Below are 14,533 nucleotides of genomic sequence, written 5' to 3'. Positions count from 1 at the left end.
CAACAAAAAGTCCCGGGCAACCGGGCAAACACAAAAAGCTACAAAATAGTTTTTCATTGGTCAAGTGCCCAAGGCACACACAACAACAACACAACCCGACCGCCCGGATGGCGGTAGACCAAAGTTTAACAGCCTGACCCTAGGGGTTAGGTAAGATTAATTTTATGATTCCAAAGACATTCAAAGAGGTCATAGACCTCGGTGACGGTAGAGAGATTTCTATCGAAACCGGAAAACTGGCAAAGCAGGCCCATGGCTCTGTTGTTGTCCAATCTGGCAAGTGTATGCTATTGTGTACGGTTGTCTCCAATTACAAAGCTTCGGACGTGGACTTTTTGCCACTTACCGTAGATTACCGCGAAAAATTTGCTGCTGCAGGACGTTACCCTGGAGGTTTCTTTAAAAGAGAGGCCAGACCCAGTGATGGCGAAGTATTGACCATGCGTTTGGTGGATAGGGTACTTCGCCCATTGTTCCCAAAAGATTATCATTCTGAAACACAGGTAATGATTCAGTTGATGTCGCACGACGAAGATGTGATGCCCGACGCTATGGCCGGATTGGCTGCTTCTGCTGCCATTCAACTTTCGGACTTTCCGTTCGAATGTGCCATTTCAGAAGTTCGTGTTGGTAGGGTAAATGGTGAATTCGTCATCAACCCGACCAGAGCTCAACTTGATGAGTCCGACATAGACATGATCATTGGTGCCTCTGCGGATTCTGTGATGATGGTAGAAGGTGAAATGGATGAAATTTCCGAAGAGGAAATGGTAGAAGCCATCAAATTTGCACACGAGGCCATTAAGGTACAATGTGCAGCGCAGGAAAAATTGGCCGAAGCATTCGGAAAAAAAGAAGTTCGTGAATACGAGCCGGAAAACGAAGATGCCGATCTTGAAAAGAAGGTATACGATCTTACGTATGATAAAGTGTATGCCGTAGCAAAAGCTGGTTCGTCCAAACATGAGCGCAGTGCTGCCTTTGATGCCATTAAAGAAGAAGTGAAGGCCACTTTTACAGAAGAGGAACTGGAGGAGTTTGGAGATTTGGTTTCCAAATACTTCTACAAGGCCGAAAAAGAGGCGGTCAGAAACCTTACGCTAGAGGAAGGACTTCGTTTGGACGGTCGTAAGACTACCGACATCCGTCCCATCTGGTGCGAGGTGGATTATTTGCCATCCGTACATGGTTCTGCCATTTTTACCCGTGGTGAAACACAGGCATTGGCAACCGTTACCTTGGGTACTTCCAGAGAGGCCAATCAAATAGATATGCCATCTTTTGAAGGTGAGGAAACATTCTATCTGCATTATAACTTCCCTCCTTTCTCCACTGGTGAAGCACGACCTATTCGTGGTACATCCCGTAGAGAGGTAGGACACGGTAACTTGGCACAACGTGCCCTTAAAGGAATGATTCCTGCCGATTGTCCATATACAGTTCGTGTCGTTTCCGAAGTGTTGGAGTCCAATGGATCTTCTTCCATGGCTACGGTATGTTCCGGAACTATGGCATTGATGGATGCTGGTGTTCAGTTGAAAAAGCCTGTTTCCGGTATCGCCATGGGATTGATTACCGATATGGAAACTGGCAAATACGCCGTACTATCCGACATCTTAGGTGATGAAGATCACTTGGGAGACATGGACTTTAAGGTGACCGGTACTGCAGATGGTATCACAGCTTGCCAAATGGACATTAAGGTAAAAGGACTTTCATACGAAATCTTGGTGAAAGCTTTAATGCAAGCCAAAGATGGCAGATTGCACATTTTGGGCAAACTTACTGAGACCATTGAAGCTCCTAGACCAGAAGTGAAGTCTTACGCACCAAAAATCGTTACCAGAGTTATTCCTGGGGAATATATTGGAGCATTGATCGGTAAAGGTGGCGAGGTGATCCAAGAACTTCAAAAAACAACCAAGACTACCATTGTAATCAATGAGGACCCTGATACCGAAGAAGGTATTGTGGAAATCCTGGGTACAGATCAGAATGGTATCGATGCCGTATTGGCAAAAATCGATTCGTTGATGTTCAAACCTGAGGTTGGAAGTGTTTATGAAGTGAAGGTCATCAAGATGCTTGACTTTGGCGCTGTGGTAGAATATACCGAAGCCCCAGGGAACGAAGTATTGCTCCACGTATCCGAATTGGCATGGGAACGCACCGAAAACGTGTCCGATGTGGTAAACATGGGCGATGTTTTTGATGTAAAATACTTCGGTCTTGATCCAAGGACCAAAAAGGAAAAGGTATCAAGAAAAGCCTTGTTGCCCAAACCTGAAGGATACCAAGAGCGTCCACCGCGCAACGATAGAGGCGGTGACCGTGGTGATCGTAGAGGTGGTGGCGACCGCAGAGGCGGCAACCGAGATAGAAAGCCAAGAAGGGATTAGTTTTAGAACAATCCTAGTAGACTATAAAATGACCCCGGGGAAACACCCCGGGGTTTTATTTTTAAAAAAAAATGTAATCAAAATGTAACCTTTTATGCTTTTTGAGCGTATAACCTATTGAGCTCCGGTTCACAAATTTAATTTGAAGGGATTTTTAGATGAGACAGTTAAAGATTACAAAACAGGTTACCAACAGGGAAACCGCATCGTTGGACAAGTATTTGCAGGAAATCGGCAAGGTGGATTTGATTACCGCCGATGAGGAAGTAGAGTTGGCACAGCGAATCAAAGCGGGAGATCAGGTAGCTCTTGAAAAATTAACTAAAGCCAACCTTAGGTTCGTGGTTTCTGTGGCTAAACAGTACCAAAACCAAGGGTTGACACTTCCTGATTTGATCAATGAAGGAAACTTGGGGCTGATCAAGGCAGCACAGCGTTTTGATGAGACCCGTGGATTTAAATTTATTTCCTACGCCGTTTGGTGGATTCGTCAATCCATTCTACAAGCCTTGGCAGAGCAGTCCCGTATTGTTCGTTTGCCATTGAACAAGATCGGTTCCATCAACAAGATCAACAAAACATTTGCTTTCTTGGAGCAAGCGCACGAGCGTCCACCATCCGCAGAGGAAATTGCCAAAGAATTGGACATGACGGTGGAAGATGTGAAGCAATCCTTGAAAAACTCAGGTCGCCACGTATCCATGGACGCACCCTTGATCGATGGCGAGGATTCCAACCTGTACGATGTATTGCGCAGTGGTGAGTCCCCTAACCCGGACAAGGAACTTTTGCACGATTCACTTCGTACCGAAATTGAACGTGCATTGGAAACCCTTACCCCTCGTGAAGCTGATGTTATCAGGCTTTACTTTGGTTTGGCGGGACAACATTCCATGACCTTGGAAGAAATCGGCGAAACTTTTGATCTTACCCGAGAAAGGGTTCGTCAAATCAAGGAAAAGGCAATCCGAAGGTTAAAGCACACCTCCAGAAGTAAGATTTTAAAGACATATTTGGGATAAAGTGTAAAAATCACCCTAGAAATTACAGTTAAACTATCCTTAAATTTGATTTTTGGCAGGAAAGTTGTAATTTAGTAAGATATAACAGTTTATCATGACTGTTCGTTTTTTGATTGATGAATAAACTCCGGCTGATTACCGGAGTTTTTTTCGTTTAAAAGGTTCTTGAATATTTTTGAAAAGAAGCTTTTGACCTCCATCTGTTAGAGTTGGCAATCTACTCCTTCTTCATCGTAAATAGTCCAATTATGTGTATCAATAAGAGTATTTCTTGCTAATTCCCCATCAGTTCCATTACAAAAATTAAGACCCTGTGCTCTTAAAATGATGTTTTGTGGTATACTTAGTTCTCCTTGATCAAGAGTTGCCCAACCTAACAATGTTGCACTATAATTTTGAGGAGACATTCCCGAAGAGATAAAGCTTAGACCCAATCCACCAATATTTTGAATATTCCAACTGCCTAAGTTTTGGTCAAATGACGTAGCATTACTGAACATTAGATACATGGAGATAACATTGCTAACATCCCAATTGGCAATATTTTGATTAAAAGAAACAGCATTCTGAAACATACTGAGCATAGATACCACAGAGCTAGTATCCCATGCCCCAATACTTTGATTGAATAAAGTAGCATTTGAAAACATTCCATTCATATTGGTCACGTTAACCGTATTCCAGTTACCGATATTTTGATTAAAGGAAGTAGCCCCGAAAAACATTGCATTCATATTCACCACATTTTCGGTAACCCAACTTCCAATATCCTTGTCAAAAGAGATTGCATGCTGGAACATCGCTATCATAGATGTTACATTTTCAGTATTCCATCCACCTATGTCCTGATTGAATAAACTTGCACCAGAAAACATATAATCCATATTAGTAACATTATCGGTATCCCAACCTCCAATATCTTGGTTGAATTCAGAATCAGCAAACATTCCTGACATAGTTGTGACATTAATTGTTTCCCAAGTTCCAATATCCTGATTAAAAGTAGTTGCCCCTCTAAACGTGTCCTTCATTAGGGTTATACTGGAAGTTTTCCAATCACCAATAGCTCCATTGAATTTTTTACAGTCATTAAACATTCCGAGCATACTGGTTACATTGGATAGGTTTGGGGAATCCGTTGCATTATATTCCATATTCTCGCATGCAAAAAAGGTAGTTTCCATCGTTTTCCATTCGATATTTCCCCATTGCTCAATTCCAATAAGGCTTAAACGACCAATATTTGTACTATTGGACATGTTAAGTGCAGGAAAACTACCTTGGATGGCTACCGTAAAAACTCCTTCATTGTCATAAGTGTGGTCAACGGAAGTTTTATTATTAAAACTTTTGTCTTCAAGAGTACCATCGCCCCAATCTATTGTAAAATCATACTCGTAATTAGGGTCAACACCAATGGCCAAGGTCATTCCTTTGGTAACCTGCCAAGAGGTAATAAAGGTATCCGAATACTCGGCTAAAGAATCGATGACATTTTTAACTATAATTGTGACAGGTACCATACCACTGTAACTCCCATCACTTACACTAATCATAATTACATGTTCCTGAGTAGTCTCAAAATCGAGATTTTGCCCCTCATTTAACCGTATTTCACCCGAACTTTCATCAATGGTGAAAAGAGTATTGTCATTCTCCTCAATTTTATATGTAAGACCATCATTATCAGCATCAAAGGCAACCGCCTGACCTATGATGAAAGTCTCAACTATATCTTCATTTACTTCAAATTCATATGATTCCTGTGCAAACTCGGGAACAAGGTCATTACTATTGGTTACCTGAATTGTAATTTCAGCTTCAGTACTTTTCTTTTTATCGGTAACACCAACAATTATAGAATGTAGCGTTTTGGTTTCAAAATCAAGAGTCTTACCTTGAGCCAGGCTCAAAGTTCCAGACCCTGTTATTTCGAAGAGGCTTTTATCATTGGAGATAATATTGTATGTAAGGGAATCCCCATCTTCATCATCCGCCTTTATTTTACCTATTACATCATTGGATGCTAAGCTCTCGGATACTGTGAAACTCTGCTCTTCCATTACAGGAGCATGGTTGATCTCACTTGGAAGCTGCGGGTCATTGTCTTTGCCGCAAGACCAAAATATTATCGCAATACAGAGTGGAAAAGCACCTCTTTGAAAAATAGTAGCATTCATTTGAGTAGGTGTAAGTGATTCGTAAACAGGATAATATTACAATAATCCACCTATTTATTCACCGTCAATTGATGGATGGGTGGTTTGAGTTGACGAATGGGCAAAAAATGAACTGACTAGTTTCTTCTTCAGTTGCTTAAGTAAATGAAGCTAAAAGATATCTTTAGGTAACAGATAAAAAAATACAGATGTGAATTTACCATTATGATGTTTACCGTGTAATTGCATTCATCACTTTAAATTTATCCAACAATATTAGTAAGTACGCTATAAATCCTAGGTAATATGGATTTCAAAGGTATAAGATTGAAGAAATTGTCCTGCTTCGAATTAATTCATTTTTTTCCTCAAACTCAGCCATAATTTCATACCGTTAGTTTACAAATAGATTTATGATGAATACAGAAATTATGGAAGTTAAGCCAATCACCAAAGTTCCCAAACTGTGGAGTTTATAGCCTTTGGCAATGTTCATTCCGCTCATTTGGGTCACTACCCAAAAAAAACTATCATTGGCATGAGAGACCACCATAGACCCTGCTCCTATTGAGATTACCAATAACGCCTTGTCCATTTCCGTTACGAATCCAAGGCTTCCCATCATGGGAAATACTATGGAAGCTGCTGTTATCAATGCCACAGTGGAAGAACCTTGAGCCAATTTTATGGCTGAAGCAATCAAAAAGGGTAGAAAAAAACTAAGGTTCAAGTCGCTCAATGCATCACCCATTACGCTAGCTATACCCGAATTTTGAAGCATTTTTCCAAAAACACCCCCTGCTCCCGTAATCAATAAAATATTTGCGGAATCCTTTAAGGCCTTGCCGACCCATCCATCCGTTGAAATCAATTCCCTATTCAATTTTTTGGGCAAGGCAAATGCCAGAAACATTCCAATGACCAAGGCAATGACGGGTTCACCCAAGAAAAGCAGAAACGACTGCCAAGAGGCAATTTCCTCTGAGGGAATCAACCGTAACCTAGAATTCATCATAATCAAAACAATGGGAACCAAAATCGGCAAAGAAGCTTTAAACGCCGAAGGTGCTGTTTTCATCCGGAGATCTATATCCTCCTGAGAAATATCCGGATTTGGGTCAATATAGGTACGCGCTGCAAACTTGGTCGCAAATAACAATGCCATAATGAGTGCAACAATGCTCACTGGAATGGCCAAAGCCAATACCAGCCCCAAATCAGCGTTTAGAATACCTGCCGCTGCTATGGGTCCGGGAGTTGGAGGCACCAGATTATGGGCAATGGTAAGACCCATGGCCAGTGCAATGGCCGAACCTGCCAAACTGATTCCTGCCTTTTTGGATAGACTTTTGTTTAACGGGGATAACAAGATGAAACCACTATCGGCAAAAACGGGAATAGAAACAAAGTACCCTAAAATTCCCATGGCCGTAGGCACCCGCTTCTTTCCCACAACTTTAAGAACCGCTTCGGCCAGCGCATAGGCACCACCTGTATTCTCCAAAAAAGCCCCAATAATCACCCCAAAAATGATGACCAGTCCTATCTTGCCCAGTGTGCCACCAAACCCATCGTTTATGGTCTGTAAAATAATTTGATAGTCCATCCCAGCAGCTAAACCAAAAAAAATGGCCACCATAAAAAGTGCCAAAAATGGGTGGAGCCGCAAATAATTGACCAAACCGATGATAAGGGCAATGCTCAATAAAAGATAGACTACTAACATGGTTGGTTGTTTAGATTATGATGATCAGTGCAAATCTCCTTTTACTTCACTGCCAGAACCACCTACCAAAATATCAAAATCCGCACCCTTGTCGGCTTGCTCCACATGGTTCAGGTAAATTTTCACGTAACCCCTATCCGTATGGGGCTGGGGCGGTTTCCAAGCTGCTCGTCTTTTGGCGAGTTCTTCGTCCGTTACATCCAAATGCAATTTTCTATTTTCCACATCAAGCTCGATGTAATCTCCATTTTTAACCAAAGCCAAGGTGCCGCCGATGGCCGCCTCGGGCGATACGTGAAGCACCACGGTACCATATGCCGTTCCGCTCATTCGTCCATCGGAAATTCGGACCATATCCTTCACGCCCTGCATGATCAATTTTTCCGGGAGATCTACATTACCTACCTCTGGCATGCCTGGGTAGCCTTTGGGCCCCACATTTTGAAGAACGATCACACTATCTGCATCTATATCCAAATCTGGGTCGTCAACCCGTTCATGATAATCATCCATACTGGTAAAAACGACAGCTTTACCTCGATGCTTCATTAATTCGGGAGTTGCGGCAGAAGGTTTTATAACGGCTCCATTTTCACATAGATTTCCTTTTAAAACGGCAATTCCTGCATCCTTTTGAAAGGGGGCATCCATTTTTGCAATGACCCCCTCATTGTAGCAAATGGATTTTTCGCAATTCTCATGATGGCTCTTGCCGTTGACCGTAATGGTTTCATGCAATTTTGATTTCAATTCCTTTAACACCACCGGAAGACCGCCCGCATAAAAATAATCTTCCATCAAATGTTTACCGGAGGGCATCAAATTGAGCAGCAACGGGATTTTACTTCCAATCTCATCAAAATCTTCCAGTTTCAAAGGAACTCCTATCCTACCGGCAATCGCCAGTAAATGAACAATCAAGTTGGTGGAACCCCCAACGGCCGCATTCACTACTATTGCATTTTCAAAAGCCTCCCGGGTCAATATTTTGGACAGCTTTAGGTCTTGGTTGACCATTTCCACAATTTTTCTTCCAGAAAGTTGCGCCATTACCTTTTTCCGGGCATCCACTGCGGGGATTGCCGATGCTCCTGGCAACGTCAAGCCCAAGGCTTCTGCCATGGTGGCCATGGTAGATGCCGTTCCCATAGTGTTGCAATGCCCTGCGCTTCGTGCAGCGCATATTTCGGCCTCTAAAAAGTCCTCCTCAGTAAAATTGTCCTTTTTCTGCTTTTCCTTGATCATCCAATTGAAGGAACCTGAGCCGATTTCACCCCCTCGAAACTTTCCGTTCAACATAGGGCCGCCCGGCACCACAATGGTGGGAAGGTCCACACTACAGGCTCCCATAATGGTCGAAGGAGTGGTTTTATCACATCCTGTGAGCAAAACGATGCCGTCCAATGGGTTTGCGCGGATGGATTCCTCGACATCCATACTTGCCAAATTTCTGAAAAGCATGGTGGTAGGCCTCATTATGGTTTCGCCAAGGGACATCACCGGGAATTCTAGTGGAAATCCACCTGCTTCCAGCACCCCCTTTTTTACAATTTCCGCAAACTCGCGCAAGTGACCGTTACAAGGGGTGAGTTCCGACCAGGTATTGCAGATACCGATAACTGGCTTTCCTTGGAACATATCATTGGGATACCCTTGGTTCCGAAGCCAGGAACGGTGTACAAAACCCATTTTGTCATTGGTGCCAAACCATTCCTTGCTCCTTAGATCTTCTTTATTTTTTTTCATTTTAATTTGATAAACGCAATCGATTGCGGTGAAAATAATAAAATTTACCGTCTCCAATGCAGGTATAATATATTTTTCACAAAAAAGTCTCATGAAATTTCAAACATCAATTTTATTGAGTTTAAAACAATGAGGATATACCAATAAATTGGCTACCTTTCTAGCAATGAACAGATTTGATATTCAAGAAATACATTCAACCCAACATGAAAAGAAGATTTCTCTATATTCTTACAGTAACTACCTTTATATCCACAGCTATAGGTCAGGAAAATTCTAAAAAAGTAATTCAGGAAACGGCAAAGGCCAGATTGGACTCCACTTTGCAAAGCTTTGTGAAAAATGGTGAAGTGGCCGGAGCGTCGGCTTTGATTTTTGAAAAAGGCAAAGAAGTGTACTTCAATGCTTTTGGCTATGCTGACATGGAAAATAAAGTACCTATGAAACGTAATACTTTGGTACAGATTTACTCCATGACTAAACCCATTACCGGTACAGCCTTGATGACACTTTATGACAAAGACAAATTCCAATTGGACGACCCTTTGGAAAAATATGCCCCTGAATTTGCCAATATGAAAGTGTACAAAGGTGTGGATTCTAATGGGGAAATGATATTGGAGGATTTGGAACGCCCCATCACCATTCGGGACATTACACGACACACGGCTGGATTTTCCACTCGAGATGATGTTCCAGGATTTAGCGAGGCCCTAAAAAAGGCCGACCCTTTCAACTGGGAGAACACCTTGCCCCAAATGGCGGAAAAATTGGGTAATCTTCCGCTGTGGTTTCAGCCTGAAGCTAAATGGGAATATGGTCCTTCGGTCGATGTTCAAGCATTTTTGGTGGAACGGATATCGGGTCAATCGTATCAGGAATATGTCCGTGAGCACGTTCTTGACCCGTTGAAAATGACGGATACACGTTATATTGTTCCCAAAGAGGACCGTTCAAGGATGTCATCTGCCTATCGCAAAACTGAAATCGGGGAATTGAACCAATCCCCCAATGATGAAGCGCATGCTTTCAACTATAAAAAATGGCCATTGACACCAGGCGGTTGGGGATTGACGTCCACCTTAGACGATTATATGCGCTTTGCCAGAATGTTGGTCAACGATGGAAAATTGGATGGAGAGCAAATTCTTGAACCCCAAACTGTGGAGTTGATGTCCACCAACCATTTGGATGAAAACATTACGGATAGGTCTTGGTTGCCCAGCAAGGGGCAAGTGGGTTTTGGGATTGATTTTGCCGTTCGGATTCAACCTCCTGCATCGGTCGAAGAGAACAATGGCGTTGTGGGCGAATTCTTCTGGGATGGTGCGGCCAGCACCCTGTTTTGGGTAGACCCGGTGAACGAGTTGACCGCTGTCTTCTTTGTTCAGATTTTCCCTTACAACGGTTCCCTTCACAAACGCTTCAGGGATGCAGTCTATGGCCCGATCGTGCTGCCAAAAAACTCCCAATAGGCATCAAACGGAATAAGGTATTGCTTTAACATTTCACTATCTTTGCAGGGAACGAGCAAATTCTTACATGAGCAAAAAAATTATTGCACCTTCATTGTTGGCCTCAGATTTTGCCAACTTGCAACGCGAAATTGAAATGGTGAACCAAAGTGACGCCGATTGGTTCCATTTGGATGTGATGGACGGCGTTTTTGTACCCAACATTTCCTTTGGAATGCCCGTGATACAAGCCATTGCCCAACATGCAAAAAAACCGTTGGACACCCACTTGATGATTGTTGATCCCGACAAGTACATTAAAACATTTGCCGATTTGGGCGTAGACCATTTGACCGTTCATTATGAGGCATGCCCCCATTTGCACAGAACCCTACAAGCCATTAAAGCCGAGGGCATGAAAGCCGGAGTGGCCATTAACCCGCATACTTCGGTGAAATTGTTGGAGGATACCATTCAGGATATTGATATTGTCATAGTGATGAGCGTTAACCCGGGCTTTGGGGGACAATCCTTTATAGGGAACACCTATCAAAAAGTGGCCGATTTAAAAGAATTGATCAATCGGAAGAACGCAAATACATTGATTGAAATTGACGGTGGTGTAAATGCGGACAATGCGAAGAAATTGATAGATCATGGAGCGGATGTTTTGGTCGCGGGCAGTTTTGTTTTCAAAAGTGCCAATCCTACCGAAACCATTAAAAAATTAAAAGAGGAAATAGCGTAATGCAACAATTTGATGTTGTCATCATTGGGGGTGGCCCCATCGGAATCGCCTGCGGCCTTGAGGCCAAAAAACAGGGCATTTCATATATAATAATAGAAAAAGGTCCCATAGTAAACTCCTTGTTCAACTACCCCGTGAACATGCAGTTCTTTTCCTCTTCGGAAAAATTGGAGATAGACGAGATACCCTTCATAAGTAAGGAGGCCAAGCCCAAACGCAACGAAGCTTTGGAATATTACCGAAGAATCGTGACTTCGAACCAACTCAACATCCATCTTTTTGAAAAGGTACTGGATACCGAAAAGCAGAACGAAACCTTTTTGGTAAAGACAGATAAAGATGAGTACCAATCCAAGAACGTAGTGGTCGCCACAGGCTTCTACGACATACCCAACACCATGGACGTTCCCGGCGAAGATTTGCCCAAAGTATCCCATTACTACAACGACCCGCATTTTTATGCCAGTCAAAAATTGGTGGTGGTCGGCGCAAGTAACTCAGCAATAGATGCGGCGTTGGAATGTTGGCGCAAAGGCGCGGAGGTAACCTTGGTGATTCGGGGACCAGAAGTGGGCCCACGTGTAAAATATTGGGTACGGCCCGATATCATCAACCGTATCGAGGAAGGCAGCATAAAGGCATATTACAATTCCACCGTCAAGGAAATCAAACCGGACCAAATCGTCATCAATTCGCCCAAGGGAGAACTTACCTTGGAAAACGACTTTGTCCTTGCGCTAACTGGGTACAAACCGAATTTTGCATTCTTGGAAAAGCTGGGCATCGAACTCTCCAACGACCCCAAAAGGCTGCCCACGTATGACCCCGAAACCATGGAAACCAATGTTGACGGGCTATTTTTGGCAGGTGTTATCTGCGGGGGAATGGAAACCCATAAATGGTTCATAGAAAACTCGCGCATACACGCGCCCATTATTATGGGCACCATAAAAAAGAAGAAAGATATGGCCGAACAAAGGTCTTGACCGAAAGCTAACTATAATCAATCCTTAATTGAGACTGCAAGGTGCCATTCTGTTTTAGCATGGCCCTACCGTCTTTAAAACTTAAATAAGGATGGCCTTCCCTTTTGTTCTGGATACTGATTTCGCACAACATGCCCCAATGGCGTGCCACTTCGCGCCAAGCCCATGCAAGGGAATGTTTGGGGTCATAAATATGCGTAGCCTCCCCTCCTGCCCCGTTCACTTCGATAATACTAAAATTTTTTCCTTCGCAAAGTTCTTCATAGGAATTATAGAGCACATCCAAACGCCCATAATAAAACCCGTTCATTCGGGAACAGACTCCATCAATGGTCTTTACCAAATCGGGGTTGATTTTATGGCTGATGTCCACAAACTTGGCACCACGTGTGTGGCTGCCATAGGGTACCAAGATAAATTTTTCGTCTTTTTTTAATACATTTTGAAGCTTGGCTCCGAACTTCTGCTCCAACACCTTTAACTGCAAGTGGCTTCGCGGATTACTTTTGATGAGTTCCAACATAGTGCTATGCCCATCGCCTGTGATGGATAAAAATTCCTTGGACACAATCCCTGTTATTTTACCTTGGGGATCACCTGGTCTGCGAACATAAAAAATACCCGCTTCTTTTTGGAACGGAATCAGCTCTTGCACCAAAAAATGGGAAGGTGTCCACTGTACATATTTCTGGAATTCTTCCTTATTATGGATTTTTTCTACCCCAAAGGCCTTCATACCAATGTCCGGTTTGGCAATAAAAGGAAAATTAATACCCGCTTCAAGAATCGTTTTCAAAGCCGATTCGGCCGCTTCATCTTTTTTAAAAAAGAGCGTTTTTGGAATAAATTCCTTTGGAATCAAATTATAAATTTCCATTTTGGAGATCATGGCCATCCCCCCGTTTTTCATTCCGGGATTGGCCGCGTTAAAAAAGAACAAGGAACGCGCCTTAATGGAGTAATACAACCAAACAGGGGCCATGGGGTAATAGAGCAGCCAAAATGGCCAATATTCCCAATGAGTGATTCGATGCCATATCAGTTTTAGCGCAACCATGGCAATTACAGGGTAAGCTGTGTAGGTGAAAAGGGAACTTCAAAAAATTTATCGTTCAGCAAATCCAAGTGGCGCATCACAATTTCCTCCCCATCGAGTACGGCTTGGGTCACGCTAAAGGTTTTTAGCCCGGAATCACGGTCAATGATAAACCCGTTTTCAAAATCATCATTATTATTGGAGTGAAAATCAATCACCCTACTAGCGGTTATTTGGGTATTTGCATCCAAAAATTTTTGAAAAAGGTTCCGTCGATGTTGAATCACCTCATCTTTGTAAAGGGTGGCCGAGGACCAGATATGGTTTTCTGTTGCATCCAATGGCCTAAAATATTTTTGATGTCCATCCCACCTAAATTCCAATAAACCACCATTGAACAAAACCAAAGTAAAGGGCTCAATGTTAATCAGTTCCATCTCCTGAAGCAAATCATAAGGTTGCTCGGATGCAATCACATCCAAAAGCACCAGGCCGCGGCTCCGAGCATAATCGCCCGTAGGAATATGATTTACAAAACCTCCGTTCAGGAGCACTGCCACCGAACCGTTTTCGTTAAGGGCAAACCAAGTACCGCCCGCTTTGGGGTCCTTTGGGAAAAGTACCTTTACCGAACCGATGGTCTCCTCCCGTGGCTGCAAGGCCAAAGGCCTTGAAACATGCTCATCGCGGTTGGAGGTAATTAACCGCTTGCCACCTGAGGAAATAAAACTTACTGTGCACATGTCTTTCTGTATTGTATGGTAGATGGTGCCACCCCAAAAGTTTCGGGAATCTCTTGCGCAGAAAAGTGCTTAATGCCCACTTTGATCAATGCCTGATGATGGATCGTATGCTCCAAGTTATATACGACCTCCCTAAAATAATTGGAATCCAGCGTATTTTCCTCACCGGCCAGTTCATAGCATATTTTAATGCTTTTGTTTTCCTTTTCCAAGTTGGTTTGTATGTAGGTCAATTGTTCAAGGGCAAACGTTAAATCCTTTTCAATCTTTAAATTGCGTTCCCTGCGGTCGTAAGAAACATCGGAAAGTTCGTATCCTTTGATCAAACACAGGTAAAGCTCGATAATGTGCCGTGTATGTTGGCCAATGCTGGCGTTGGAAAGAATACTGCATGGTTTGGAATAACAGTCTTTGGGGAGTTCCAACAGCACTTGTTTAAACTGCTCCAAAGTATCCAGAGAGGATTTGAACATAGTGTTTACTTATTGATTTTGGTTTTTCTTGATGAATTTGA

Annotated in this window: 11 protein-coding genes; 5 read left to right on the top strand and 6 right to left on the bottom strand. The window is 42.9% G+C overall.

Annotated elements, in window-relative coordinates:
- Positions 1-164 precede the first annotated feature (164 nt).
- Positions 165-2,399, top strand: a complete 2,235-nt coding sequence (locus GVT53_RS01040) for a polyribonucleotide nucleotidyltransferase (protein ID WP_166247015.1) — start codon at positions 165-167, stop codon at positions 2,397-2,399.
- Positions 2,400-2,557: 158 nt separating this feature from the next.
- On the top strand, positions 2,558-3,421 hold the full coding sequence (locus GVT53_RS01035) for a sigma-70 family RNA polymerase sigma factor (protein WP_100817395.1): 864 nt from the start codon (positions 2,558-2,560) through the stop codon (positions 3,419-3,421).
- A gap of 203 nt (positions 3,422-3,624) precedes the next feature.
- Here GVT53_RS01035 and GVT53_RS01030 read toward each other — a convergent pair whose 3' ends face one another.
- From GVT53_RS01030 to GVT53_RS01020, 3 genes are all read right to left on the bottom strand, one after another.
- Positions 3,625-5,601, bottom strand: coding sequence for a BspA family leucine-rich repeat surface protein (locus GVT53_RS01030; RefSeq protein WP_166247014.1), 1,977 nt, complete (start codon positions 5,599-5,601; stop codon positions 3,625-3,627).
- 373 nt (positions 5,602-5,974) lie between these two features.
- Positions 5,975-7,306, bottom strand: a complete 1,332-nt coding sequence (locus GVT53_RS01025; protein WP_166247013.1) for a GntP family permease — start codon at positions 7,304-7,306, stop codon at positions 5,975-5,977.
- 24 nt (positions 7,307-7,330) lie between these two features.
- Positions 7,331-9,052: an IlvD/Edd family dehydratase gene (locus tag GVT53_RS01020; RefSeq protein ID WP_166247012.1), complete on the bottom strand. Its 1,722-nt coding sequence runs from the start codon at positions 9,050-9,052 to the stop codon at positions 7,331-7,333.
- Between the two features lie 206 nt (positions 9,053-9,258).
- Between GVT53_RS01020 and GVT53_RS01015 the strand changes: the two genes are divergently transcribed.
- The 3 genes from GVT53_RS01015 to GVT53_RS01005 all read left to right on the top strand — a co-directional run bounded on the left by GVT53_RS01015 (position 9,259) and on the right by GVT53_RS01005 (position 12,240).
- A complete protein-coding gene (locus GVT53_RS01015) occupies positions 9,259-10,527 on the top strand; it encodes a serine hydrolase domain-containing protein (RefSeq protein ID WP_166247011.1) in 1,269 nt (422 codons plus the stop codon).
- A gap of 67 nt (positions 10,528-10,594) precedes the next feature.
- Entirely contained in the window at positions 10,595-11,254 is a 660-nt protein-coding gene (gene rpe, locus GVT53_RS01010; RefSeq protein ID WP_166247010.1) for a ribulose-phosphate 3-epimerase, read from the top strand.
- Positions 11,254-12,240, top strand: a complete 987-nt coding sequence (locus tag GVT53_RS01005; RefSeq protein WP_166247009.1) for a YpdA family putative bacillithiol disulfide reductase — start codon at positions 11,254-11,256, stop codon at positions 12,238-12,240. The genes rpe and GVT53_RS01005 overlap by 1 nt, the downstream gene beginning before the upstream one ends.
- 7 nt (positions 12,241-12,247) lie before the next feature.
- Here GVT53_RS01005 and GVT53_RS01000 read toward each other — a convergent pair whose 3' ends face one another.
- Genes GVT53_RS01000 through GVT53_RS00990 form a run of 3 tightly spaced genes read right to left on the bottom strand, consistent with a single transcriptional unit; the run spans position 12,248 to position 14,492 of the window.
- Positions 12,248-13,297: an ATP-grasp domain-containing protein gene (locus GVT53_RS01000; protein WP_166247008.1), complete on the bottom strand. Its 1,050-nt coding sequence runs from the start codon at positions 13,295-13,297 to the stop codon at positions 12,248-12,250.
- A 5-nt stretch (positions 13,298-13,302) separates the two neighbouring features.
- Positions 13,303-14,019 carry an NRDE family protein gene (locus tag GVT53_RS00995; protein ID WP_166247007.1) on the bottom strand — a complete coding sequence of 239 codons (717 nt, stop codon included), beginning with the start codon at positions 14,017-14,019 and terminating at the stop codon, positions 13,303-13,305.
- On the bottom strand, positions 14,007-14,492 hold the full coding sequence (locus GVT53_RS00990) for a DinB family protein (protein WP_166247006.1): 486 nt from the start codon (positions 14,490-14,492) through the stop codon (positions 14,007-14,009). The genes GVT53_RS00995 and GVT53_RS00990 overlap by 13 nt, the downstream gene beginning before the upstream one ends.
- Positions 14,493-14,533 lie beyond the last annotated feature (41 nt).

Source organism: Flagellimonas oceani (assembly GCF_011068285.1).
GTDB lineage: Bacteria > Bacteroidota > Bacteroidia > Flavobacteriales > Flavobacteriaceae > Flagellimonas > Flagellimonas oceani.
Note: the sequence above shows the minus strand (reverse complement) of the source record. Positions and strands in the feature narration are given on the sequence as shown.

Bases quoted from the DNA above. Each gene is read 5' to 3' on its own strand.
- GVT53_RS01040 (WP_166247015.1), top strand. From the start codon at position 165: ATGATTCCAAAGACATTCAAAGAGGTCATAGACCTCGGTGACGGTAGA.
- GVT53_RS01035 (WP_100817395.1), top strand. From the start codon at position 2,558: ATGAGACAGTTAAAGATTACAAAACAGGTTACCAACAGGGAAACCGCA.
- GVT53_RS01030 (WP_166247014.1), bottom strand. From the start codon at position 5,601: ATGAATGCTACTATTTTTCAAAGAGGTGCTTTTCCACTCTGTATTGCG.
- GVT53_RS01025 (WP_166247013.1), bottom strand. From the start codon at position 7,306: ATGTTAGTAGTCTATCTTTTATTGAGCATTGCCCTTATCATCGGTTTG.
- GVT53_RS01020 (WP_166247012.1), bottom strand. From the start codon at position 9,052: ATGAAAAAAAATAAAGAAGATCTAAGGAGCAAGGAATGGTTTGGCACC.
- GVT53_RS01015 (WP_166247011.1), top strand. From the start codon at position 9,259: ATGAAAAGAAGATTTCTCTATATTCTTACAGTAACTACCTTTATATCC.
- rpe (WP_166247010.1), top strand. From the start codon at position 10,595: ATGAGCAAAAAAATTATTGCACCTTCATTGTTGGCCTCAGATTTTGCC.
- GVT53_RS01005 (WP_166247009.1), top strand. From the start codon at position 11,254: ATGCAACAATTTGATGTTGTCATCATTGGGGGTGGCCCCATCGGAATC.
- GVT53_RS01000 (WP_166247008.1), bottom strand. From the start codon at position 13,297: ATGGTTGCGCTAAAACTGATATGGCATCGAATCACTCATTGGGAATAT.
- GVT53_RS00995 (WP_166247007.1), bottom strand. From the start codon at position 14,019: ATGTGCACAGTAAGTTTTATTTCCTCAGGTGGCAAGCGGTTAATTACC.
- GVT53_RS00990 (WP_166247006.1), bottom strand. From the start codon at position 14,492: ATGTTCAAATCCTCTCTGGATACTTTGGAGCAGTTTAAACAAGTGCTG.